The sequence below is a fragment of the Viridibacillus sp. KH_047 genome, from assembly GCF_057838945.1.
In genome coordinates this window covers 1,576,001-1,597,774 of sequence record NZ_CM174479.1, presented here as the reverse complement: position 1 = coordinate 1,597,774, position 21,774 = coordinate 1,576,001, and the positions used below count along the sequence as shown (strand labels likewise).

21 protein-coding genes and 2 pseudogenes are annotated in these 21,774 nt (G+C 34.5%); 6 read left to right on the top strand and 17 right to left on the bottom strand.

The features are described 5' to 3' along the window. The 5 genes from dgoD to AC3IS5_RS08030 form a co-directional block, all read right to left on the bottom strand. Complete coding sequence (gene dgoD, locus AC3IS5_RS08050) at positions 1 to 1,149, bottom strand: galactonate dehydratase (protein WP_489427320.1); 1,149 nt, start codon at positions 1,147 to 1,149, stop codon at positions 1 to 3. A 33-nt stretch (positions 1,150 to 1,182) separates the two neighbouring features. Beyond that, positions 1,183 to 1,812: a bifunctional 4-hydroxy-2-oxoglutarate aldolase/2-dehydro-3-deoxy-phosphogluconate aldolase gene (locus AC3IS5_RS08045; protein WP_489427319.1), complete on the bottom strand. Its 630-nt coding sequence runs from the start codon at positions 1,810 to 1,812 to the stop codon at positions 1,183 to 1,185. 35 nt (positions 1,813 to 1,847) lie between these two features. After that, entirely contained in the window at positions 1,848 to 2,801 is a 954-nt protein-coding gene (locus AC3IS5_RS08040; protein WP_489427318.1) for a sugar kinase, read from the bottom strand. Between the two features lie 19 nt (positions 2,802 to 2,820). Further along, the gene (locus AC3IS5_RS08035) at positions 2,821 to 3,702 is read right to left on the bottom strand and encodes an SMP-30/gluconolactonase/LRE family protein (RefSeq protein ID WP_489427317.1); all 882 of its coding nucleotides are present in this window, start codon (positions 3,700 to 3,702) and stop codon (positions 2,821 to 2,823) included. Between the two features lie 85 nt (positions 3,703 to 3,787). Beyond that, a complete protein-coding gene (locus tag AC3IS5_RS08030; protein WP_489427316.1) occupies positions 3,788 to 4,561 on the bottom strand; it encodes an SDR family NAD(P)-dependent oxidoreductase in 774 nt (257 codons plus the stop codon). A gap of 389 nt (positions 4,562 to 4,950) precedes the next feature. Here AC3IS5_RS08030 and AC3IS5_RS08025 point away from each other — a divergent pair, with 389 nt between their 5' ends. Next, the gene (locus AC3IS5_RS08025; protein ID WP_489427315.1) at positions 4,951 to 6,210 is read left to right on the top strand and encodes an ROK family protein; all 1,260 of its coding nucleotides are present in this window, start codon (positions 4,951 to 4,953) and stop codon (positions 6,208 to 6,210) included. Positions 6,211 to 6,578: 368 nt separating this feature from the next. On the opposite strand, the gene AC3IS5_RS08020 is transcribed toward AC3IS5_RS08025, so the two are convergent. The 5 genes and pseudogenes from AC3IS5_RS08020 to AC3IS5_RS08000 form a co-directional block, all read right to left on the bottom strand. Next, on the bottom strand, positions 6,579 to 7,490 hold the full coding sequence (locus AC3IS5_RS08020; RefSeq protein WP_489427314.1) for an alpha/beta hydrolase family protein: 912 nt from the start codon (positions 7,488 to 7,490) through the stop codon (positions 6,579 to 6,581). 314 nt (positions 7,491 to 7,804) lie between these two features. Next, entirely contained in the window at positions 7,805 to 8,083 is a 279-nt protein-coding gene (locus tag AC3IS5_RS08015; protein WP_489427313.1) for a colicin immunity domain-containing protein, read from the bottom strand. A 125-nt stretch (positions 8,084 to 8,208) separates the two neighbouring features. Further along, a complete protein-coding gene (locus AC3IS5_RS08010; protein ID WP_489427312.1) occupies positions 8,209 to 8,577 on the bottom strand; it encodes a hypothetical protein in 369 nt (122 codons plus the stop codon). 222 nt (positions 8,578 to 8,799) lie between these two features. After that, positions 8,800 to 8,888 (bottom strand): annotated as a pseudogene (locus tag AC3IS5_RS08005) (DUF4256 domain-containing protein); the annotation flags it as partial. Positions 8,889 to 9,221: 333 nt separating this feature from the next. Then, positions 9,222 to 9,359, bottom strand: coding sequence for a hypothetical protein (locus AC3IS5_RS08000; RefSeq protein WP_489427311.1), 138 nt, complete (start codon positions 9,357 to 9,359; stop codon positions 9,222 to 9,224). 87 nt (positions 9,360 to 9,446) lie between these two features. Between AC3IS5_RS08000 and AC3IS5_RS07995 the strand changes: the two genes are divergently transcribed. Both AC3IS5_RS07995 and AC3IS5_RS07990 read left to right on the top strand, forming a co-directional pair. Beyond that, positions 9,447 to 10,976: a recombinase family protein gene (locus tag AC3IS5_RS07995; protein ID WP_489427836.1), complete on the top strand. Its 1,530-nt coding sequence runs from the start codon at positions 9,447 to 9,449 to the stop codon at positions 10,974 to 10,976. A 51-nt stretch (positions 10,977 to 11,027) separates the two neighbouring features. After that, positions 11,028 to 11,993 (top strand): annotated as a pseudogene (locus tag AC3IS5_RS07990) (hypothetical protein); the annotation flags it as partial. Between the two features lie 68 nt (positions 11,994 to 12,061). On the opposite strand, the gene AC3IS5_RS07985 reads toward AC3IS5_RS07990, so the two are convergent. Continuing rightward, positions 12,062 to 13,030 (bottom strand): hypothetical protein, encoded by a 969-nt coding sequence (locus AC3IS5_RS07985; RefSeq protein WP_489427310.1) that lies wholly within the window; start codon positions 13,028 to 13,030, stop codon positions 12,062 to 12,064. A gap of 648 nt (positions 13,031 to 13,678) precedes the next feature. Between AC3IS5_RS07985 and AC3IS5_RS07980 the strand changes: the two genes are divergently transcribed. Then, on the top strand, positions 13,679 to 14,122 hold the full coding sequence (locus tag AC3IS5_RS07980; RefSeq protein WP_489427309.1) for a hypothetical protein: 444 nt from the start codon (positions 13,679 to 13,681) through the stop codon (positions 14,120 to 14,122). Between the two features lie 91 nt (positions 14,123 to 14,213). Here the strand turns inward: AC3IS5_RS07980 and AC3IS5_RS07975 are convergent, their stop codons facing one another. Together AC3IS5_RS07975 and AC3IS5_RS07970 are read right to left on the bottom strand one after the other, a co-directional pair. Beyond that, the gene (locus AC3IS5_RS07975; protein ID WP_489427308.1) at positions 14,214 to 14,852 is read right to left on the bottom strand and encodes a LysE family transporter; all 639 of its coding nucleotides are present in this window, start codon (positions 14,850 to 14,852) and stop codon (positions 14,214 to 14,216) included. Positions 14,853 to 15,036: 184 nt separating this feature from the next. After that, complete coding sequence (locus AC3IS5_RS07970; RefSeq protein ID WP_053416074.1) at positions 15,037 to 15,543, bottom strand: GNAT family N-acetyltransferase; 507 nt, start codon at positions 15,541 to 15,543, stop codon at positions 15,037 to 15,039. 298 nt (positions 15,544 to 15,841) lie between these two features. Here AC3IS5_RS07970 and AC3IS5_RS07965 point away from each other — a divergent pair, with 298 nt between their 5' ends. Together AC3IS5_RS07965 and AC3IS5_RS07960 are read left to right on the top strand one after the other, a co-directional pair. Next, positions 15,842 to 16,459, top strand: coding sequence for a YdcF family protein (locus tag AC3IS5_RS07965; protein WP_489427307.1), 618 nt, complete (start codon positions 15,842 to 15,844; stop codon positions 16,457 to 16,459). Positions 16,460 to 16,721: 262 nt separating this feature from the next. Next, positions 16,722 to 17,963, top strand: a complete 1,242-nt coding sequence (locus AC3IS5_RS07960; protein WP_489427306.1) for an MFS transporter — start codon at positions 16,722 to 16,724, stop codon at positions 17,961 to 17,963. A gap of 198 nt (positions 17,964 to 18,161) precedes the next feature. Here AC3IS5_RS07960 and AC3IS5_RS07955 read toward each other — a convergent pair whose 3' ends face one another. The 4 genes from AC3IS5_RS07955 to AC3IS5_RS07940 all read right to left on the bottom strand — a co-directional run bounded on the left by AC3IS5_RS07955 (position 18,162) and on the right by AC3IS5_RS07940 (position 21,743). Beyond that, the gene (locus AC3IS5_RS07955; protein ID WP_427734017.1) at positions 18,162 to 18,299 is read right to left on the bottom strand and encodes a hypothetical protein; all 138 of its coding nucleotides are present in this window, start codon (positions 18,297 to 18,299) and stop codon (positions 18,162 to 18,164) included. Positions 18,300 to 18,693: 394 nt separating this feature from the next. Beyond that, positions 18,694 to 20,244: a YndJ family protein gene (locus AC3IS5_RS07950; RefSeq protein WP_489427305.1), complete on the bottom strand. Its 1,551-nt coding sequence runs from the start codon at positions 20,242 to 20,244 to the stop codon at positions 18,694 to 18,696. Continuing rightward, positions 20,219 to 20,830: a DUF4166 domain-containing protein gene (locus AC3IS5_RS07945; RefSeq protein ID WP_489427304.1), complete on the bottom strand. Its 612-nt coding sequence runs from the start codon at positions 20,828 to 20,830 to the stop codon at positions 20,219 to 20,221. The genes AC3IS5_RS07950 and AC3IS5_RS07945 overlap by 26 nt, the downstream gene beginning before the upstream one ends. Position 20,831: 1 nt before the next feature. Then, positions 20,832 to 21,743 carry a DoxX-like family protein gene (locus AC3IS5_RS07940; RefSeq protein ID WP_489427303.1) on the bottom strand — a complete coding sequence of 304 codons (912 nt, stop codon included), beginning with the start codon at positions 21,741 to 21,743 and terminating at the stop codon, positions 20,832 to 20,834. Positions 21,744 to 21,774: the final 31 nt, after the last annotated feature.

Here is a 21,774-nt window from a genome sequence, read left to right as displayed (position 1 = left end):
CTACCATTCTGCTATAGTTCCATCCTGATGCCTCCAAACCGGATTTCTCCAGTTATGACCAACTTCAGCTTTTTGACGGACATAATCCTCATCTATTTCAATACCAAGCCCAGGGCCATTTAGATTATCTACATAACCATTCTTATACTCAAAAACTGAAGAATCCCGAAGATAATCCATTAAATCACTACCCTGATTATAGTGAATCCCCAGACTTTGTTCTTGAATAACAACATTATGAGCCGTTGCATCAACTTGCAGGCATGCTGAAAGCGCTATTGGGCCTAGTGGACAATGTGGTGCAACAGCAACATCATATGCTTCAGCCATAGCAAAAATCTTTTTGCACTCTGTTATACCGCCTGCATGAGAGAGGTCGGGCTGAATAATATCAACATAGCCATCAGATAATATCTTCTTAAAATCCCAACGCGAATACATACGCTCACCTGTTGCAATTGGTATTGTAGTAGCATGCGCAATTTCACGTAATGCCTCGTTATTCTCCGGAAGTACAGGTTCCTCAATAAACATTGGCCGAAATACTTCTAGTTCCTTTATGATAGACTTAGCTAATGGTTTATGAATGCGACCATGAAAATCAATTGCAATCCCAAAATCATTTCCAACTGCTTCACGCACAGATGAAACTCTTTCGATAAGAGCATCAATTTTTTTGTGGGAATCTAGATACTGTAGTTCTTCTGTCCCATTCATTTTAATCGCAGTAAACCCAGCATCCTTCTTTTCCTTGGCTTGAATCCCTACATCAGCTGGTCGATCTCCACCTATCCAGGAATATACACGGACAGACTCTCTACAGGCACCGCCTAACAATTGATGAATTGGCGCATTGAAATATTTCCCTTTAATATCCCATAATGCTTGATCAATCCCTGCAATCGCACTCATAAAAATAGGTCCACCACGATAAAAACCAGATCGATACAACATTTGCCAATGATCTTCTATTCTCATTGGGTCTTTTCCTATAAGATATTCACTTAACTCTTCTACGGCCGCTTTCACTGTCCTAGCTCTTCCTTCGACCACTGGTTCACCCCAACCAACTATACCTGAGTCAGTTTCAATTTTTAGGAATAACCAACGAGGAGGCACTACAAAGCATTCCATTTTGGTGATTTTCACTTTTTCATCCACCTTTCTTTTATAAAGCTTTAGTTACCCCTTGTTTGCCTCAATGAGCAATCGTTTTGCTTTTTTAGTTAGTTGCGTTAAATATTCTTCAGTAATTTTTTCATCAGCATTAACAAGGGATGCCCCGATTCCACAGCCAATCGCGCCAGCTTTAATAAATTGATTAATGTTAGTTTCATCTATACCACCGGTCGGTAATAATGGTATTTGCGGAAGAGGTGCAAGAATATTTTTAATATAACTAGGGCCTAAAGATGCCGGGAAAACTTTAATTATATCGCCTCCCGCTTCATAAGCCTTTAGGATTTCTGTTGGTGTGAATGCCCCAGGGATACTGATAGCACCATATCTTTTGGTCATTTTAATAGTTTCTTCATCTACCGTTGGGGACACAATAAACTTTGCACCTGCTAAAATTGCAGCACGAGCAGACTCCGAGTCAAGTACTGTACCTGCACCAACTATAACTTTGTCCCCGAATTGGGCTGTTACTTCACTAATCATTGATAGTGCATTTGGTGAGTTTAATGTTATTTCTATAACATTTATTCCACCTTCACTCAATGCGCTTACAACTTTTAATATGTCACTAGGTGGAACATTTCGAATAATAGTTACGATCTTTTGTTCTTGAATTGATGATAAAATATTCATAATGTATTCTCCTTAATCTTTTCCTCGTCTGCTAATCAACGTAAAACTTCATCTGATATAAAAGATTGAGTAAATTTTGCTAAACCCTCTCGATCTAGTAAACCTTCAATATCGCCATTTACAGTGGTTACAACCGCTCCAATTATACAAGCCCTAGCAACTGCCTCACTTATTGGCAACTCATCAAGAAGCCCAGAAATAAACCCTGCCGCAAATCCATCCCCTGCACCAACGGGATCCACTACTTTTTTAATATGGAATGCGGGTACATAATCACTTTCGCTACCAGTAGAATAATAAGCACCTTTTTCTCCAAGCTTAATAACAACCTTCTCGGCACCCAGCTCATGAAAGGACTGGGCAATTTTTTGAGGGCTACTTTCATTAAATAAGAATTTACCCTCTTGTAGGCCTGGTAAAATGATATTAGAATTCTCCGCAATTGCTAACAGTGTTTTTTTTGCTATAACCTCATCCCACAGCTTTGTACGCAAGTTTGGATCAAATATGACTGGCACATTATGTTGCTTTGCGATATTAATCGAATAAAAGATGGCCTCTTTGCATGACTCGCTCAAGGCTGGTGTAATACCAGTAATATAAAGATATTTTGATTTAGCAATATATTCTTCGCTTATATCATTTGGAGTTAATTTACTTGCAGCTGAATAATTTCGGTAATAATGAACTTGTATATGATCTTCATTTAAATATTCTTTAAAGAGCAAACCTGTTGGTGAATTTAGGGATATATTAACTTGTGAAGTATCTACACCCTCTCCACGAATAGACGAAAGGATAGAAAATCCAAATTCATCATTTCCAACGCTACTTATCCAGCCTGTCTGATGTCCTAGCTTTGCTAAACCAATCAGTGTGTTAGTCTCCGCACCTGCAACTCTTTTTGTAAATTGTTTAGCATATCTCATTTGTCCATTTGTATTCGGCGTAAACGATACCATCGTTTCTCCTATACTAACAACATCCATTTTCCCACCTCATCTAGGTTTACTGACTGCCATAATGATTTGCTGGCAACCCTTTTACACTAGTCTTCACTTTAAATAGCCCTCCTGATTGAGGATAGGCAGCAAGATCATCCTCATTAAGACCATCCCTTGCAGTCGTTATAAATAATTCATCCAAATTTTCACCACCAAATGTACAGGAAGTTACATTCTTAGCAGCTATTTGTATCGTATCTAAAAGCTTACTACTATAGGGATCCCAGCGAGAAACCATCGCCCCTCCCCAATGTGCTACCCAAATCATTCCCTCCGCATCTATCGTCATTCCATCAGGACTGCCCATTTCCACAGGAATTTCCGCACCAGTTCCATGATATGAAATATTCCCCGTAGTTTCTTCATATTTATAGGTAGATACTTTATTAGTAGGAGTATCAATAAAGTACATAAATTTTTTATCTGGGCTCCATGCGATACCGTTAGAAATACTAACTGGTGATAAAACCTTTGTGATCCTCCCGTCTGTATCAAATCGATATAACGAACCACAATCCTTTTTACCATCCAAATCCATTGTCCCAGCCCAAAAGCGTCCCTTTGAATCACATTTCCCATCATTAAAGCGATTACTTATTTTATCTTCTTCGGGATCACATATTTTAGTTAGCCGATTCAAAGCAATGTTATACCTATATAGCCCATGTTGCATGGCCAATATTAACTGCTCAGGTTGCTCTGGGACTACCGCGCCAATAAATTGATCAAATTGAATTGTATGATTATCATTTTTTTTCGGGTCATGGATATGTAATTTTTTTTCTATAATATCTACCCAATATAATATATTTTTTTGGTGATCCCAATGAGGTCCTTCCCCAAGTGTCGATTGAGAATCTAAAACCAACATCGCTTTATTTTCCATTCACTTGCCTCCTCACATTTAAAAGCTTTTTTATATTAGATAACCATTGGATTATTACAATTCAAAATCAACATGATTTGTTTACTTAAGAATTATACAATCTCGAGGTTACTCCCCCGTCTATTACAAGATCAGAACCTGTTACCATTTCAGCTTCATCTGAAGCAAGATAAACAGCCAATCTCCCAATATCATAAGGAGTAGAGATTCTTGGTGTTGCATGAAGCGAAAGTACGTTCTCATTAACCTCTATCGGGTCCTCTTGGTTACTTAGCCACTTTTGATGATGTGGTGTATCAGTAAAACCAGGACATATCGTATTAACTCGAATTCCGTATTTCCCTAAACTTAAAGACATACTCCTACTCATTCCGTTTACCCCCGCTTTAGCCGCAGCATAAACTTCAGTATCAGGTAAAGTTGCAATTGAATGGTTAGAGGAAATATTTATTATTGATCCTCTATTTTTTTGCATCATGTATTTTGAAACATATTTACAACAAAGAAAAGTTCCTTTCAAGTCAATATTTATTACAGTATCCCAATCTTCTGTAGTGATTTCTTGCAATGGTTTAAATAACGTAATCCCCGCATTATTTACTAATGTGTCTATCTTTCCGTAGCGATCAATTACTTCATTTACCATATTTTCAATATTCTCTTCATCAGCTACATCTGTTTTAATGAAATGTGCCTTCCCACCTTCATTATTAATTGAAGCTTCAACTGCCTTACCATTTGCAACATTTAGTTCAGCAATCACAACAGTTGCCCCTTCTTTTGCAAACTCTTGTGCAATTCCTTGGCCCATACCTTGACCGGCACCCGTTACAATCACTACGTAATCTTCTAATCTCAAAGTTTCTCCTACTTTCATATAAGTATTATTTCACTGTACCTGTAGTCATTCTCTCTACAACAACAAACCGTGAAAATTAAGTTACGGAAAAATCAGACTATTCCGCTATTAATATATACTTTACTAAGTTCACTTTATAAAGTCAATAATAATTGCATTTATCCAATTATATTTATTTGTAGTATCATAGAGTTAATATTACTGTATAGTCATAAGTAGCTACTTCCTTATAAAACGTGCGCTCAAATAAAAAAGTTGATGGAAAGTCAACTACAGAATTGATTCGCTAGTCTTAATCTACTTAATTGTATCAAGGCTTATTTACTGATTTCGCTATTCGAAAATTGAAAATTGAATTATAAAATATAAATTAGGAAAGTGTGATTCTATTGTCAAAAAATCAAAAATTTGATAGAGATATGATGCGTCAAACGAACTCTTCATTGGTCCTTAGGATGCTAAAAGAAAAAGAGGTATTATCTAAAACAGAGTTATCCAAAATCACCAAGCTAACAGTTCCATCAATTACAAGTATCCTTTCAGAACTTGAAAGTTATGACCTAATAAATACGCTTGGCCAAACACCTATAAAACGAGGTCGCTTTCCCGTTATGTACCAACTAAACTATAACGCTTTCTACATAATTGGTATTACAATTCATTCTGAATCCATTAAAATAGTCATTATAAACTTGAATGGACAAGTAAAAAATAGTCTCACAAAACCATTCGATAATAATATCGATTCCGACCATGTACTTGAAGAAGTAAGACTTTTAGTCGAAGACGTCATAAAAAAGTCAAAAATCAAAAAAAATAAAATAATCGGGGTCGGGGTTGGAATGCACGGGATTGTCGACCCATTTAACGGGGTTGCGATCTATCCCCCTCACCTCGGGTGGCGTGACGTCCCTATTTCCGAAATCTTAGAAAAAAAATTAAACTTACCTGTTCTTGTAGATAGTGACTGCAATGTTCTCGCTCTTGCTGAACGTTGGTTTGGAAAAGGGGTCGATCAAAATTCCTTTATTGTTATGAATGTAGATTATGGGATTGGAGCCGGGATTATGATCTCCGGTAATCTCTTTCACGGTGCAGACTATGGGGGTGGACAAATTGGTCATATAACTGTAATTGGGGACGGACTAGAATGTTCTTGTGGAAACTACGGCTGTCTCGAAACCCTAGCAAACGAGTCAGCAATATTAAATGGGGTACGAAAAAAGATTAACCAGGGATTTGATAGCGTACTATTAGAATTAACAAATAATCAACCTGATTCAATAACCTTAGAACATATTTTTAGGGCAGCAACTATTGGCGATGATTTGTCTAAACAGGTACTGAAAGAAGCAGGACACTACCTAGGGATTGGAATTTCTACATTAGTAAATCTTTTTAACCCGCAGCAAATTATCTTAACAGGAGAAGTCTCCATTGGGAGCGAATTTATTATTCAATCCTTAGAAGATGCAGTTAAACAAAAATCACTATATACAAATACCCGGAATCTTGAAATTACAACTTCAAACCTCGGAAGTTTTTCGGGTGCCATTGGTGCCTCCACTTTGTGGATAGATGCATTATTTAATGGGAAGTTAAAAATGGACGAACTTCTTCAAAAGAGGGATATGAAGAAACGAGTATAGATATCGAACAAGAATTGGATAAAGAAATAACTAAAATGCTTTCAGCACTTTCAAAAGAACAACAAAAGGATTGTATGTAATATTGTTACCTTATATTAAGGAATAACTTATAGTTTTAATTGATTTTTGTTGTTGGCTGTTTTCTCAATAATTGTTGCTTTTACTGTCTTATGATAGAAAACAGCGATAATTCTACAATTAATTGTGGAATCATCGCTGTTTTGATTTAAGTATATCGTGAATCGAATATTAAACTAAAGTACTCCGTTAGTTTAATAAACTCATTTTTTGCTCCTTAAAACCTTTGCGGCTCAAAGGTGCGTATTTATGTAATTGAATCACGCTTACAAAATAACAACAAAAAATAGTTACAGTTTTTCAGCAAACCAGTCCGTTGTTATCGTTAACAGTTCCTCTGCAATGGATTGATCCGAATTTATTTTGCCATCTGTTCCTAAAATTTTAAAACCATGATCAGCACCCTCAATAATACGCAAAGTTGCATCACTGCTCCCGGCATGCTTCACTAATTCCCGAGCCAATAACGGTGAAACGAGAGGATCTTCTGAACCTCCAATTGCGAGCAATGGGCCTTTATACTTGGCAACCTCATCAAGAGCACGAGAATTTTCCATCGCTGTGAAAAATTTCTCACCGTATTCTAATTTAGTACCCCAAGGCATCGTCACCACAACCGAGCCTTTCGCACGTGCTTCTTCGGCATGTTCGAATATTCCCTCAAAGGATTTTGCACCGTTTGTCGACGCAGATGACCAGGTTGCAAGTGCCTTTACTTCTGGTACGCGGGCTGCTACTACTTGCCCTATTCGTCCTCCTTGACTGTAACCTAATACACCGATCCGGTTATTATCTATTCCTGAATAATTAGCGAGGAATTCAACCGATTTCATAGCGTCCGCGACTGAATCATCGAAATTATTCTCAACATAGGGTTGGGAACTATCCCCGCCTCCTGCAAAGTCAATCCGCAAAGATGCATATCCTTTTGATGCCAATTGATCAGCAAGCCGTTTGTATATATCGCCAAGTTCATTTTTATTTCCACCCGTACCATGTAATAACAATACCACAGGAGCTGGTTTATCCTTTGTTGCTCCTGACGGCATTACCAATATACCTGGAACATCGTGGCTTCCATTAGGGATCGAAACGGACTCTTCCTTTATCGGTTGACCGCTCTCCTTTTTGCTTGTACTTGCACATCCTGTACTGATGATTGATATCACAAGAACTGAAATCACAAGCATGAACATGGGCATTAATTTTTTCATTTTTCTATTCCTCCTAAAAGTGTTGAACTTGGCTTTGTAGATAATAGTTAAATCGCACTTAACCTACCTTGTATATAAACTTAAAGTTTACATTCACATATTGAACTAACCCCGTTAGTTCAACAACAAAACACATCTCATCGTACCATGATTCCCCAAATCTGAAAAGTTAAAAAAAACACCTCCTATTAGGTGTTGATACTACACGTTATGGTCCTACTGCAAAATAAAAAAGCCAACAAATAGTATGTTGACTTCAGTAATCCTTATTAAACAAAAGTACCCCGTTAGTTGAAGAAAATTTAAAGATTATTCGATAAACTATTTATTTTAACCAACGCTTCACTTACTTCTTTTCTCAGTTGTTGTTCCGATATTTCAAAGGCAGTTTCTTGTCCAGGAAGACATTCATTCCAATAACTATCAACTGCTTCAAAAACTCCGTTTAAGATTTCGAAAAACGTTTCCATTCTTTCTGTCTCATTTTTAAATGTATTTAGATAGTCACGTTCAAAATCCTCAACAGGAATTACTTCATTAACAAAATCCTCAATTAACCTTTTATATTTATAAACAAACATTGCTTCACCTCTTTTATGGGTTTTCATTCAATCCATTCTAACGATATTCCTTCTTCAACTAACCAGCCCCGTTAGTTGAATAGCAACTCTGTTTTATAACTAAAGTCCTCGTTATTTATATATCTTTATTTCTCCCATATCAATATGGAGTCTTCTAATAATCGCTCCCAAGTACTGCTTTTTGTTGTCAACACGTCCATATCAACCGTTGTATAATAAACAGCTCCTAACTTATGAACTTCTTCAGGTTGAGCTACTTTCGTTATAAAGTCTGCTTCCTTACGTGGTACCGTTTTACGGAAGAGGTCTCCTGATGGTGAATTTGCTATGGTCTTTGTATATTGTATAAAGCTAATAGTTTGTAGTACACCGTCAATCTCCATTTCAATCGGTCTTGCTTGATTGAAGCTGTAATAACTTTTTCCATAATAATGGGACATAATCTCTTGCTGCTGTAATTCAATTTTAACTAACTCTTTGTCGTACGGAATCACCGTATCATAATGGAATACAAAAGAGAATACGCCAAATAATAATGCTGCTGTTACAACATAAAAACAGAGTTAATCTACAAAATGTGTAGATTCTACTCTGTTTTTGTTTTGATATTTATAAATCGAATATTTAACTAAAGTACACAATAGTTGAATAATGAAATTAAAGCCTTTTCCCTGGTGATCCGTTCTCAAATTCAAATATAGCTGTCTATGCAAAATTTAGACTCCTAGCGAGCCACGGAAGCCCCTTGCAGCACAGCATAGTAGGATTCTGCTCCGTTGTGGTACACAAAGACAGTGTCATAGCGATTGATTTATGATAACTGGATATAAGGGTAGTACGTAACTGTTTTGATGTATAAACCATTAAAAACAAGGTACTAATAAAATAATTGAATCATATAGTTTATAAAAATAAACAGACTTGATCCGTAATGGATACAAGTCTGTTTTTAAATGTATTCTATTGTATTCCACAAATCTTTTCACATCCATTTTGTTTAATATTTTGTGATATGATCCTGTGATTTATTATAAGTAATAGCTCTTTTAAAGTATGTAATGTATTTATTTTATTAATTCTTAGCTATGAATTCTAATTTTTAAAAAGCCTTTAATCATTATATACTCTTGTGCTTGGGTCAAATCAGATTTCTTAGAAGTTGTATCTTTTTTGATTGACTTTGCTCTTGTTCTTGTTCCAATTTTCTTATCGCTGCTGGTACAAGATATTTATTCACCGCGGCTGCAAGCTTTTCCGCTGGTACTACAATCTTCATATTTATCCCCCGTTCCTCTAGATCTATTATATTTATTTATGCAAATGCTTGAAAAATGGTTCGTGTTGATGTTCTAATGAACCAAAAATAAATTTAAAATATAATAGCCTCAAGATCAGATTATTCGAATACCACTCAATAAAAATTTTTGGAGGTGCATTTTATATAAATGCAAATCAAATACGAATTGTAGTTTATATCCGTGTTTCTACTGAGGAACAAGCTAAAGAAGGATATAGTTTAGCCTCTCAGCAAGAAAAGGCAATAAAATTTATTGAATCTCAAGAAAATTGGAATTTAGTTTACACATATGTCGATGATGGGAAAAGTGCTAAAGATTTAAATCGTCCAGAAATGAAACGATTAATTAATGATGCTAAGATGGGGAAATTTGATGTTATTGTCTTCTATAAACTTGATCGACTAGTTAGGTCAGTTAGTGATTTACATACACTCTTACAATTATTTGAAGAAAACAATGTGAAGATAAGAAGTATAACCGAAGTTTTTGATACAACGTCAGCCTTAGGGAGATTCTTCTTGACTCTTGTAGCAGCAATGGCTGAATGGGAACGTGAAACAATATCTGAACGTGTTTTAATAAATATGGGAAAAAAAGCAGAAGACGGGGAAAGAAACGGAGCAAAGGCACCCTTCGGTTATAGGAATGTGAATTCAAAATTAGAAATTTTTGAGGAAGAAGCTGCTATAGTAAAAGAAATTTTCCGACTGTATATAGACGGTAATGGTTTACTTACAATCACAAAATATTTACATCAACTTAATATAAATAAGGGGACTCGAACTATTTCAAGAATGCTTGATAATCCTGTATATTGTGGCAAAGTTCGATGGGGATATAATTCAGATAGAATCGATACAATCATAGTAGAAAGTGATCATATACCAGCTATTATTAGTGAAGAAACATTTGAAGAAGCGCAAAAACGAAGAAACACAAATAGAAAAGAAGGAAAAAAAGCAACCTCCCCTTACCCCTTCAGTGGTGTACTAAGTTGTGCTAGATGTGGTTCAGCTTTATCAGGACAATATAAAATTGAAAGAGGTACAAAACATTACATTTGTATCTCAAGAAAAAACAACGGGATATGTGATTTACCCATGTTTACTGAAAAAGCACTTACTACTGAATTCATGAATAATTTATCTGTCGATAATCCTGAAAGTTTTATTAATTCAATAGAACCAAATATGCAAGAAATAAAATTAGATCAAAATAATGGATTATTAATTGCTAAAATTGAAAAAGAATTGAATAACATCAAAAATAGAAAGAAAAATTGGATGTTTGCTTTAGGTGATGGGACAATGTCCAATACAGACTATTCTGAAATGATGTCAGAGGCACTTAGAGAAGAAATACTATTAAATGAACAACTGAAAAATCTATCACCTAAAAAAATTATATTCGATCCTTCACAAATTATTGAACTTTTAAAAAACATTCCTGCTCTATGGGATACAGTTAGCGCTAACGAAAAGAAAGGTTTCATTAATGAACTATTTGAAAAAATTGTAGTTGATGTTCCAAGTGATTATAAACGTGGACGTGGTAACTCCCCTACTGTTGAAATTAAAGAGTTTAAAATACGGTAGTACTAAACAAAAGAACCATATAAAGAGTTAAGTACTCTTTATATGGTTCTTTTAATAGCTCTCGGTGTAGCGATGGCAATGAACTTATTTGGTCATGGTATTGCTTTATCAAGTGATTTTGTCATTCAAGGTGCCCCAAAACTTACTGCAGATGCAGCCGGGTTACCAGTCGGAGATGTTATATCCGCTAGTATTCCACTCGTCATTGTAATGGGTCTTGTTACGACTATTACTGCGTTTATACTATTAAAACGTGATATGAAGCGCGGTACAATCGAATTAACTGGAACAAACGAGTCAAATGAGGAGCAAGAAAAAGATGAAAATTTGCTCACTCTTAAACAAAAACAGTTCTTTGCAATTATCATTCCAATAGCTTTCTTAGCAGATGTCGTAGCAATGTCCATTTTAAAATTGCAAGGTGGAGACGCGACAGCATTAATCGGCGGTACTGCCGTCTTTATATTACTCATTCTCTCCGTTGTAGCCCACAAAAAACAAGGGCTAGAAAAGACTACAAGTTATCTAATACACGGCTTCCAATTTGGTTTTAAAGTATTTGGACCAGTTATTCCTATTGCTGCCTTCTTCTATTTAGGGGATTCTGGTTTCACACAAATCATCGGTGACTTTTTACCGAAAGCATCTCACGGTATTGTTAATGATTTAGGTGTTGGATTAGCTTCGGTAGTTCCTTTAACGAAGGAAATTGCAGCAGTTACTTTATCAGTCGTTGGCGCAATTACTGGATTAGATGGTTCAGGATTCTCAGGTATTTCATTAGCTGGTTCTGTCGGAAGCTTGTTTGGCAATGCAATCGGAGGTGGCACGGATACTTTAACTGCGCTCGGACAGATTACAGCAATCTGGGTAGGTGGCGGTGCACTTATCCCTTGGGCACTTATCCCAGCTGCAGCTATTTGTAATGTCAGTCCATTCGAACTTGCTCGTAGAAATTTAGTGCCTGTTATTACTGGATTAGTCGTCACAACCATTGTGGCAATGTTCTTGATTTAACTCTGTTGAACCGATGCCAGCCATTCATATTATTTACGCGATCGTAAGTAATATAGATGGCTGGTATTTTAATTTTGAGTGGCTATATTAATTTCCTTATTATCACTACCATAAATAACAATGTTGTATGGTTCTTGATTGATAGAGCTTGCATCTCCATGAGTTGTTATAAACATTCTAATAGACTTCTCAATTTTTTGAGCTTCTTCTATAGCAGTCACATCTGTAGGATTTATGGACGTATTTATAAGAAAAGATGATGGTGGTTCAAATAAAGAATAACGAATATCTTTTATTTTCATTTCGTCTTTTCCAATGAATTCAGTATTTATTTTATTTATTATAGCTTGCCATTTCAGGGCTATTTCTTCTTCTTGAGCATCTATTGAATAGGTTTTAATCAAATATGGATCAAAATTATTTTCCTTTACAATGCTTTGCACTATTTTTTGCATTACACCAGTTCTTGTTTCCTTATCTGATGCAACCAATACAATCATATTCTGAACATCATTATTATTAACAGATACCGATATTAGCTTATAATCTTGTAACCTTGCGTCATTCTTTATATTATTCTGTAATTGTTTTGCCATCAAATTGGTTTCTTGATAAATCATTGAATTTAGAGATACATTTTGAAGATCTTGAACAATTTCTAATTTGTAATCTGTAAGATCAAATGAGCTTAGCAGTGAATTAACTTCCTTTTCTATCGCTTTTTCCACTTTTAAAGGATTTTGTTCTGATTTATCTATATTAATTACAATGTTTTTCTTAGGCGCAACTATCGAAACATTTTCGAATGGATAATTTTTGGAAATCAATCTTTCTGTTATTATTTTGACTATATCTTTATTTAAAAGTGTAGGTTCATATATTAAATTTAAGAAAGGTGTCTTGGCAAAAACATTATTTATAGTTGGTGAAATAGATGCTGAACCAAATAGCAATACACCGGCTAGAACTGTTCCGCTTATGTAAAATTTCATGGACTTTCTATTTTTCTTTCCATTGGTTGTGAACTCAATTTTCAACTTATTTTCATTCTTACGTTGGATAAAAACGGCCTCCTTCTTTAATAAAGTAGTGAATTGCTTAGATACTTCTAATTCTATTCTAACTAGCAAAAATGAGTACGAGCTTTTGTAATATACAGTAGTTTATGTATGAGTGCCTGTCCTTATCATACAAATCCATAGCTAAATGATGATTTCCACCTTCAATCAAAGTGTATATAGGAAATGATGGAAATTTTATAAAATGAGAACTATCTATATAAAATAAATACGACTGCTCATTATATTTCAAATGAACAGTCGTATTTATTTTATTAGTATTATCTTTTCTTACGCTCTTGCCAACATCCGTTCCAGCGCTTTGATTGCGTCTTTCGTCGTTTCTTCATCGACTTGAATAACGTTGATATCTTCACTATTAATAATGCTCTCCCCTCTAAATGTTAGACTTATTACTATATGAATTCGTTCAATCAATACCAATTATTATAATTCATGTTAAAGAATAAATGATGGAAACTAATACTATCCATCTCACTTTGAACTGATTTACATTATATTCAAATCATGCGTTATTTTTTTCTGTATGAATACAAATAACTTCATCCAAAATTGCAAATTTAGTATTATAATGGGAATAGGTTTGTAGAAAAAGGAGGGGTTTTTTTGTTCGAGGAAAATCTATCTAAGAAGAAACTTGGGCTTTTTTCTATTTTCATTGTCTTATGCTGTTTAATAGCTGGAATTCTAGCTTACTCTTTTAATATTTATCCCGGGGGTTACTCAGTAAAGGAAAATTCAGAAGAAGTAACTGTTTTAAAAAAGAATTTTTTCGAAAAAGAGAAACTTACTTTTGAGATTACGGAAGAAAACGAACTAAAAATTGCCTTATTAAAATATGAGGTAAATCAATTAATTTCTATGTGGTTAGTAAGCCTTTTAGGTGTATCTTCATTGTTAATTATTTTTGTAAATAACCTAAACAGAAAAAGAATTTTCGGATTTCTTCTTCCTTCGATACTCTTAGTACTCCTAATACCATTAGTTATTTATGTTTATATCAGAAATTCGGATCAAATAGAACAGTTAATTAGAACTTTATTAATATAAAAAAGAGACTTGTCTGAGTTCAAGTCTCTTTAAATTAACAATCTCCGGTGTATGTATAACTGTTTCTACTGGCCTTTTATTAACGTAATTATTAACCTCTTAGTGTCCCTACACTCCTATAAAATTCAATGAAGAAATAGACACTAAAGCCAATTAGAATTACCCCCGCAAGAACAGAAGCCCATTGAATATACCTAGTGTTTAATACCTTCCTCGTACCAGCAATTATTGTCATTAAACCAATATCATGTATCAATATCCCGATTAATATGCCCGCTCCTATTACTAAAAAGTTAATCGTGTTTGATGCATCAAATGAATTAATCAAAATCGGCCCAAAAATACTAACCCAAAATACCAAGTTCCCTGGTGAAACCGCTACAAGTAAGCCATTAAAATACGATGATTTAAGAGATTTCGTCGATTTTTCTCCTGAAAGCGAAATACCATGACCTGCGTTTTTTATACTATCGTAGCCTACATACAATAAGAATAATGCACCGAGCAACCACAAGAAAGTTTGAATAATAGGTACAGCTAGTACTGAAGCTAATCCAAAATATAATAATAAAATAAGTACTAAATCTACTGTCATTCCACCTAGTCCAACAACCCAACCATGCATAAAGCCGTTTTTAAGTCCCTGCTTCGTCATCTCTATAGTAATTGTTCCAACTGGTAGTGCAATGGAAAGCCCTAGTAATATATTCGTTAAAAATAGCGTAACCAACTTATAACCCCCTTCATTATGCATTTATTTATATTTATATTAATATATAATGAATTATTATGCAATAATGTGAGTATTTAAAGAAATGGAAGTTAAATATTCTACACTCCTCTTAAAGCTGAAAAATTGTGGCTGTCCAAAATTACACATAAATATAATAACTTTCCTTCATTAGTTATTGTATTTAAACTTCTCTTTTACTATCCTTGCTTTTTTCCGTCCTTTTCAAATAACGTATTAACGTCATCTCGCTGTTGATTTCTACTTCTAATCCAGTCTTACTGTAACCTAGTTTTTCATAAAAATAGCAATTCCGCTTCTCTTGTTTTATCGTATCAAGTTCCCATTGTCGTGTTTTATTGTATTTATGTTCTATTTGTTTAAAAACTTCTTGAGCGATTCCTTTACCTTGAAAAACCGGATGAATATATATAGGACTTATTCTTGCTCGATTATTTTCTCTTGTAACAACCCTAATCCCTCCAGCCATATTTTGACCATAGCAAATTACATAATAATCTGAATACGTTTCAGCTATTCTATTTGCTAACTTTTCGATTGGTTCATTCGCCGGGTTTGTTTCTAAATCATTGTATTTTATTAATAGAGGCATAAAAGCGGCTACTTGGATTTTATGTAATGCTGCAAGATCTTTATTCGTCGCAATTCTTAATGTTATTGGCTTAGGCATTTACAACACCCCTTATTTTGGTAATAATGTTATATCTATTCTCCCATACATGGTTGAAAATTTAAATTAATTATAAGATTTTTATAAATTTTCAAATACATTATAATCAGTTACAAAAATTGTTAATACTAGTGAAATTATATGCAGATTAGCTATACTATATTTATAGCCACAGATAAAGTATAGCGTAATAGTTATTCATGTAGGTGTATTGTCGTTCAGTAAATTTAGCAAGTACAGGGCCAAACTAAATAGCAAAAATTGCTGTGGATTGGTTAATAAACGTTCGAGGTGATTTATGAAAATACATATTTCTCAGTTGCAACCTGATAAACTATCAGACTCTCAACTCACAGATTTTCTGTTCAAAAATCTAGAAGATGATGATGAGAAGGGAGATGTTATTTTTGTTCCGGGTAGTAGTAAAGCTGTAATATATCGCTTACCAAAAGCCATACAACTATATAACGAAGGTAGAGCAAAGAAAATATTATTTTCTGGTGGAGTTATTTGGGAAGGCACAAACTTAACTGAGGCACAATTATTAAAACAAAGGGCTATCCAACTGGGAATCCCTGAGGAGGATATTCTAACAGAAGACCTATCACTTCATACGAAAGAAAATGTCCTTTCTTCACTACTTATACTAGATCGGGCATTTGAATTACATAACATTAAGAGAATAATAGTTGTTACTACTAGATATCACATGAGACGGACGCATTTAAATCTCAAAACCTTTATGCCTAATTGGATCCACTATTCATTATGTGCTGTAGATGACAATACTACTAAGGCTAATAACTGGTTTGAAAATCCTTATGGTAGAAAAAGAGTAGAAATGGAAGCCAAAAAAATTGTTAAATATGTTAAACAAGGAAGTATTATGGATGAAATTATAGACATATCCGAATGATGATGATTTTAGACACTATGTTTATGTCATGACTGTCAAGTTAGGCAGTCATTTTTATTGAATGTTTTTCAAAAAATTCAGCTTATCACCATTTCTTTATGATATCATTTATTATAAATATTTCCATTATTAGCAAACACCCCTCTGCTAATTTGAACTCGATTATCACATTCAACAAAGAAATTCTAAAACCAGTTAAGGAGTGAACCCAATGTAGACAACAACTTTCTCTTGAACAATTAAATAAGAGGGGTTGTTTGTGTTGAAAAATAAATCATTTCGTGCATTGCTGGCTGGAGAGTCTTTAGCTAATGCAGGAGATACATTTTACATTGTGGCTCTCATCACAACTGTTTTTAGTGTGACAGATTCTTTGTTTTATGTTTCTTTAGTTCCCGTCATTAATTTATCTGGTGGATTTTTGGGTGGATTGGTCGCCCCACTTCTAATTGATCGATATAAATTAAGGTCAATCTTATTAAATTCTCAATTGTTGAAGACCTGTCTATTACTTGTATTATCACTTTATATATCACTATTCCTATCAATTGATACGTTTGTGATCATTTATTTACTTATTTTTTGTACTAATTTTTTGGATGGCTTCGCCCATCCCACTAGTAGTGCGATTATTCCTGAGCTTATTGAAGAGACTTACTTGTTAAAAGCGAATAGTCTCATGTCGTCTGTTTATCAGTTCATTAATATGGGCGGATGGGCAGTAGGTGGCATTTTGGCAGTGCTTTTGCATTCAAATGGATTGTTAATTTTAACGTTTATCTTGTATGCATCGTCCACTTTCTTATTGTCATTTATTAAAATCGAAGAGAAGAAACATGCTATACCATCGACTAAAAAAGAAAGTAATCTGCATTCCTTTTTAGAGGGATGGAAATTAATATTGGTAGATAATAAGTTGCGTATTCTTCAAATCACTCTGTTTTTAGGCTCCATTGCAGGCCCTGTTTGGGTATCTTCTATCATTTACCCATTTATAGAGTTACGACTGCATGAAGGTACCGAATGGTGGGGTTACATTAATGCCTCTTTCTTTCTAGGTTTATTTTTTGGTGGTTTGATTGGGTATACGAAATCTGATTTAGTTGACCGAAATATTCATTTTGTCATTTTGATATGTAGCTTTGTTGTTTTTTTAATGACTTTTCTATTTGGGATCAATAGTTCCCCATTACTCGCTCTTTTGGTGAGTTGTATTTATGGATTATTCTACGAATTAAGTATGATCGCCATTAATACACTCATTCAAGGTAGGGTCAAAGAAAAACTTCTAGCTAAAGTATATGCTGCTCAAGGTTCTATAACTATGGCTACTTTTGGTATCTCCACTCTGATTATGGGTATCATTGGAGAACGTATTAATATCGTTGCTGTATATATGGTTTCTTCAATTGTTTTATTGTTGTCATTTCTCATTCTGTTGATAAAGAAAAAGCACTTATCTTTATCAGTAGTTGATACGAATCAAAGCGTCGAAAATGAATAACTTAGGATTCAGTATGTAAGCATTATAAAAAACGTCCATTCAAGTTCAATTATGAACTGAGTGGACGTTTTGTTTTCATCGCATTCTTTTATCTATTGTAATACTTCCTGTTAATCAATTCATGAAACTAGATTATTCAGGTGTACAAATCTATCATTTCCATTAAGAACTATCAACGGACGTCCTAGAACTATCGAATCAAAAGTTAAAGTAGATGAAGAAGGCTACAATTACGATTAAAATGATTGTTTCAAGAAAATTATAATCCTGGTCTTTTTTATTGCGGATTTGTTCTCGATAAAGCCGTTGAATTTGTTTTTTATTCGCAAACTTCATCAATACTCCCCCAACTAATTATAATGTGTATTCAGATATTACTGTAATAACAACCAACCGGACTTATTATATATTTATTACTTATAATACCATTTCTTTTATTTTTATCTATAATTTTTTTAGAACTTCTTTTATTATTATATGCTCGGATATGATTTCTTCTAAAGGTATAGGCCCAAGTACATTTTTTCGCTAATCTCTTTCAAGCAGTTTTCAATTTCACATAACGTTTTATTAGCAAAATGATTAATCAATTAATAGTAACAGCCACCTATAATCTGCTGTCTTTTATACGATAATTATTTAGATGTTAATGGTAAAAATAAAATTACTCGAGTACTTTATTAACTTAAAACTTTTCTTAACCTATACTCTTCAGGTCCATTCCGACTCTTTACCTTTCAAAAATTCTATAATCAATTCGCAAAAATGGAATACCAAAAATCTTCATCTTATGAAGTGCTGTTAGATGGCCATTCTGCGTTTCTACAATTATAAAATGCTCGGATAATGGAAGCTTGAACAGAAATTTCCCAACCGCTAAATAAATCCCTTCATCCCCATTACCTTCACTCGTTAATATTAGTTGCTCATCTATTTCCTCAAGTTGTAAAATACCGACCATAGAGGAATGCGGTAAGGGCAATGCAATATTCATGTATGTTTTGCCTGCTGTATTATGCTGCGAATAGAGGGCCACAAAAGCGGTTTGCTCCCCCACTTTACGAATCCAAGCACGTGGTTTAACTCTACCATCCACTCTGTTTTCAATTCTCTTTATTTCTCCCGTCATTTCAGTTTCTTTACTTGAAAGCGGTAAGTTTAGTTGTTGCATTTGTTTGCTAATTAACTTATATATTACAGCAAACGGTTTAAACCAAGATGCCCATTTAATAGATGCAACTAGTAGATATTGATCGGTTTGCTCATAAAATTCTATAATTGTTTTTGGCAATGCTTTTGTATCAACAAAAGCACTCAAATCATCTACAAGGCCAGGATGTGAATCACCAGTTACTAGCAATTTCCCCCGAACTTGGCTTATTGGAAAATCCCATGAAAGCTGTTTCGTTTTTGGTGGAAACATCGCCCATCCAACTACACCGAGTAGCCCAAAGATAATGCAGTTAAAAAAGCCGTGAAAAGCAAGCATAAAGTCAATACGAATTATCCATACACCAAATACATTTCCTATAGCATAAAGGAATGAAAAAATAATCGTCACAGCTAGAGCGCTAAAAGAAAGACGGATACATACAGCTTGAATACGCGTTGCAAAGTGGGTTTGAAATACCAATACAACAAGACTATAAATAGCGAATATATACATTAAAACCGAAATCACTTCGAGTATCGGCCAAAATGTAATACCTATTGCAACAAGCATAGGTCCTGCCAAAATCATAGGTACAATCCATTTATACAACTTTGAATCATGCAATCTGCCAAATAAGCCAAGAGAAATACACAATAAAAACGCTGAATAATGAAAATGAATTCCCGTCAACCAAGTTATCATTGGACTAAACCCCGTATTTACTCCTGCTATATAGGAAAAGAACCAAATCCCCCCGACAAATAGATACATCATGCCAATATCAATGGAAATTTCTGCCCAGTTCACAAAGCCCCGTCGTAAGAATCGCTCCGCTCCTAGTACTGCCACAAATAAAGTAAATGCGACGTAAATTAATGCAAGTATTATTGACCAGGTGCTAGATGAAATAATATGTAAAATAAAGATAGAAACCATCCCTGTGAAAATAATAAAGCGATGTAACCTTTTTATTTCTATGATTAGTTGAAGTATTACAGGCACAAATACTAACTGTGCTGCTGTTAACATTAAAAAAATAGGCTGTTGCTTTGTGAACAGACTGCATGCGATAAAAAGAATGAAACCTATTATCGTTATTGAACTAAAAAGTATGTTCCTTGAATTCACCTGCGTAAGCCATCACCTTTCCTATAATTGGATTATAAATAAACACATGAATCGAAAATAATTCACGTACTTCATCATAACCTTCCTCCACTATTACACGCCCTTCTAATACTCGTGGAATTGGCACTTCTAACTTCCCTATAACTACGCGCTGAAAACCTGATCGAATAAGTAATCGACCTTCTTTTGTCACATCAAATTTTAAATCTGAATATAAAAGACTTGGATCTCCTAAATAATCCTTTACAACTTTGCGCTTAGTATCAATGGACATAAATGCATTAAAACATCTTGTCTTCTCTTCAAAATAGAAGGTACGTTCCCAATATACTTCCACTTCACCATTCGGTAATAATTTACATGTATTTTTAATCGTAAATGGCACGTCTTGACCATTTTCAGGGAACAAAAATTTCCACTTACTCGCAAAGTTTAAGAATGGAGTTAACCATCTAGCGCCCGTTTCTATTTTTGACATCTTACCTATCGCGAAAAATGGTACATCTATTGGTAGTGCATAGCGTGCTTGTAATTTAGGATGGAGTTTGTGGAATTCTTCCCCCAAAAGGTATTGATAAATTGTCATTCTAACCCCTCTCTCTTTTACGAATACAACTTGACGCAGTTGGCAAATCTTTTGACATGTAGAATCCTATAATTGATAGAACCCATAGGCTCATATTAAATGTAACCGGATTGAATGGATGTGTTGCGATTGCTGGATCTGCAAGTAAAGCACAAATTGTTAGCATAGGGAACACTATTATTTGAAATGCAAATAATCGCATTTTGTTGCGATATAGTAGCCAGACAAGTCCAAATAAAATCTCAAGTATACCGATTATGCTTACTGCTTTTATAGCAGCTGTTCCATCTATTGCAGTTAAACTTGATAACATAGCCACCTCCTCAGGATGCTTAGCAACCAGTTTCGGTATAAGCCCTTGATACAGCCAAACAAAAATAAACAAAAGTGTTATAACATAGCTTCCAAAAAAACGTAAATATTGTGTTCTTGGGACTTCTCCCTTTTCAACCCAACGCTTCAGAACATCAAAACTAAGAGCTGTTGCCCAGCCCATAACCGGACGGAAAAATAGATCTAGTAGCCCTCCTAGCATTCCATAACGTACTTTATAGTCATATTGCGTTAAAAATGTCAGTCCCTTTTCTGTCGGTACATATTGCCAATAGCCTTTACCTTCACTAATTGGTGAGATCTTCTGGTCAGTCCCAAAATGAAGTGAGGAGGTTCTAGTGCCATCATTCTTGTTATGTATACCATTACTTTTACCCCAACCCGCTACCTTTAAGCCGAGCCCGATTTTCGTTTCATATAGAAAAGGTTGCGGATCTTCTTCTTTTACTTTCGGTAAATATGTAATGGAAGAAAAGCGTAAATCCCATTGTTCATGGAGTTCAGGTTTTTGTGTAAACTCCCAGACATCATCAATATCTGCTCGAATAGGTATTTCTACATAAATTGGTTTATTCTTCATTCTACAACACCTCTACTTTAATACTTTGGCC

Bases quoted from the DNA above. Each gene is read 5' to 3' on its own strand.
- AC3IS5_RS08045 (WP_489427319.1), bottom strand. From the start codon at position 1,812: ATGAATATTTTATCATCAATTCAAGAACAAAAGATCGTAACTATTATT.
- AC3IS5_RS08040 (WP_489427318.1), bottom strand. From the start codon at position 2,801: ATGGATGTTGTTAGTATAGGAGAAACGATGGTATCGTTTACGCCGAAT.
- AC3IS5_RS08035 (WP_489427317.1), bottom strand. From the start codon at position 3,702: ATGGAAAATAAAGCGATGTTGGTTTTAGATTCTCAATCGACACTTGGG.
- AC3IS5_RS08020 (WP_489427314.1), bottom strand. From the start codon at position 7,490: ATGCCCATGTTCATGCTTGTGATTTCAGTTCTTGTGATATCAATCATC.
- AC3IS5_RS08015 (WP_489427313.1), bottom strand. From the start codon at position 8,083: ATGTTTGTTTATAAATATAAAAGGTTAATTGAGGATTTTGTTAATGAA.
- AC3IS5_RS08000 (WP_489427311.1), bottom strand. From the start codon at position 9,359: ATGAAGATTGTAGTACCAGCGGAAAAGCTTGCAGCCGCGGTGAATAAA.
- AC3IS5_RS07970 (WP_053416074.1), bottom strand. From the start codon at position 15,543: ATGCCTAAGCCAATAACATTAAGAATTGCGACGAATAAAGATCTTGCA.
- AC3IS5_RS07965 (WP_489427307.1), top strand. From the start codon at position 15,842: ATGAAAATACATATTTCTCAGTTGCAACCTGATAAACTATCAGACTCT.
- AC3IS5_RS07955 (WP_427734017.1), bottom strand. From the start codon at position 18,299: ATGAAGTTTGCGAATAAAAAACAAATTCAACGGCTTTATCGAGAACAA.
- AC3IS5_RS07945 (WP_489427304.1), bottom strand. From the start codon at position 20,830: ATGACAATTTATCAATACCTTTTGGGGGAAGAATTCCACAAACTCCAT.
- AC3IS5_RS07940 (WP_489427303.1), bottom strand. From the start codon at position 21,743: ATGAAGAATAAACCAATTTATGTAGAAATACCTATTCGAGCAGATATT.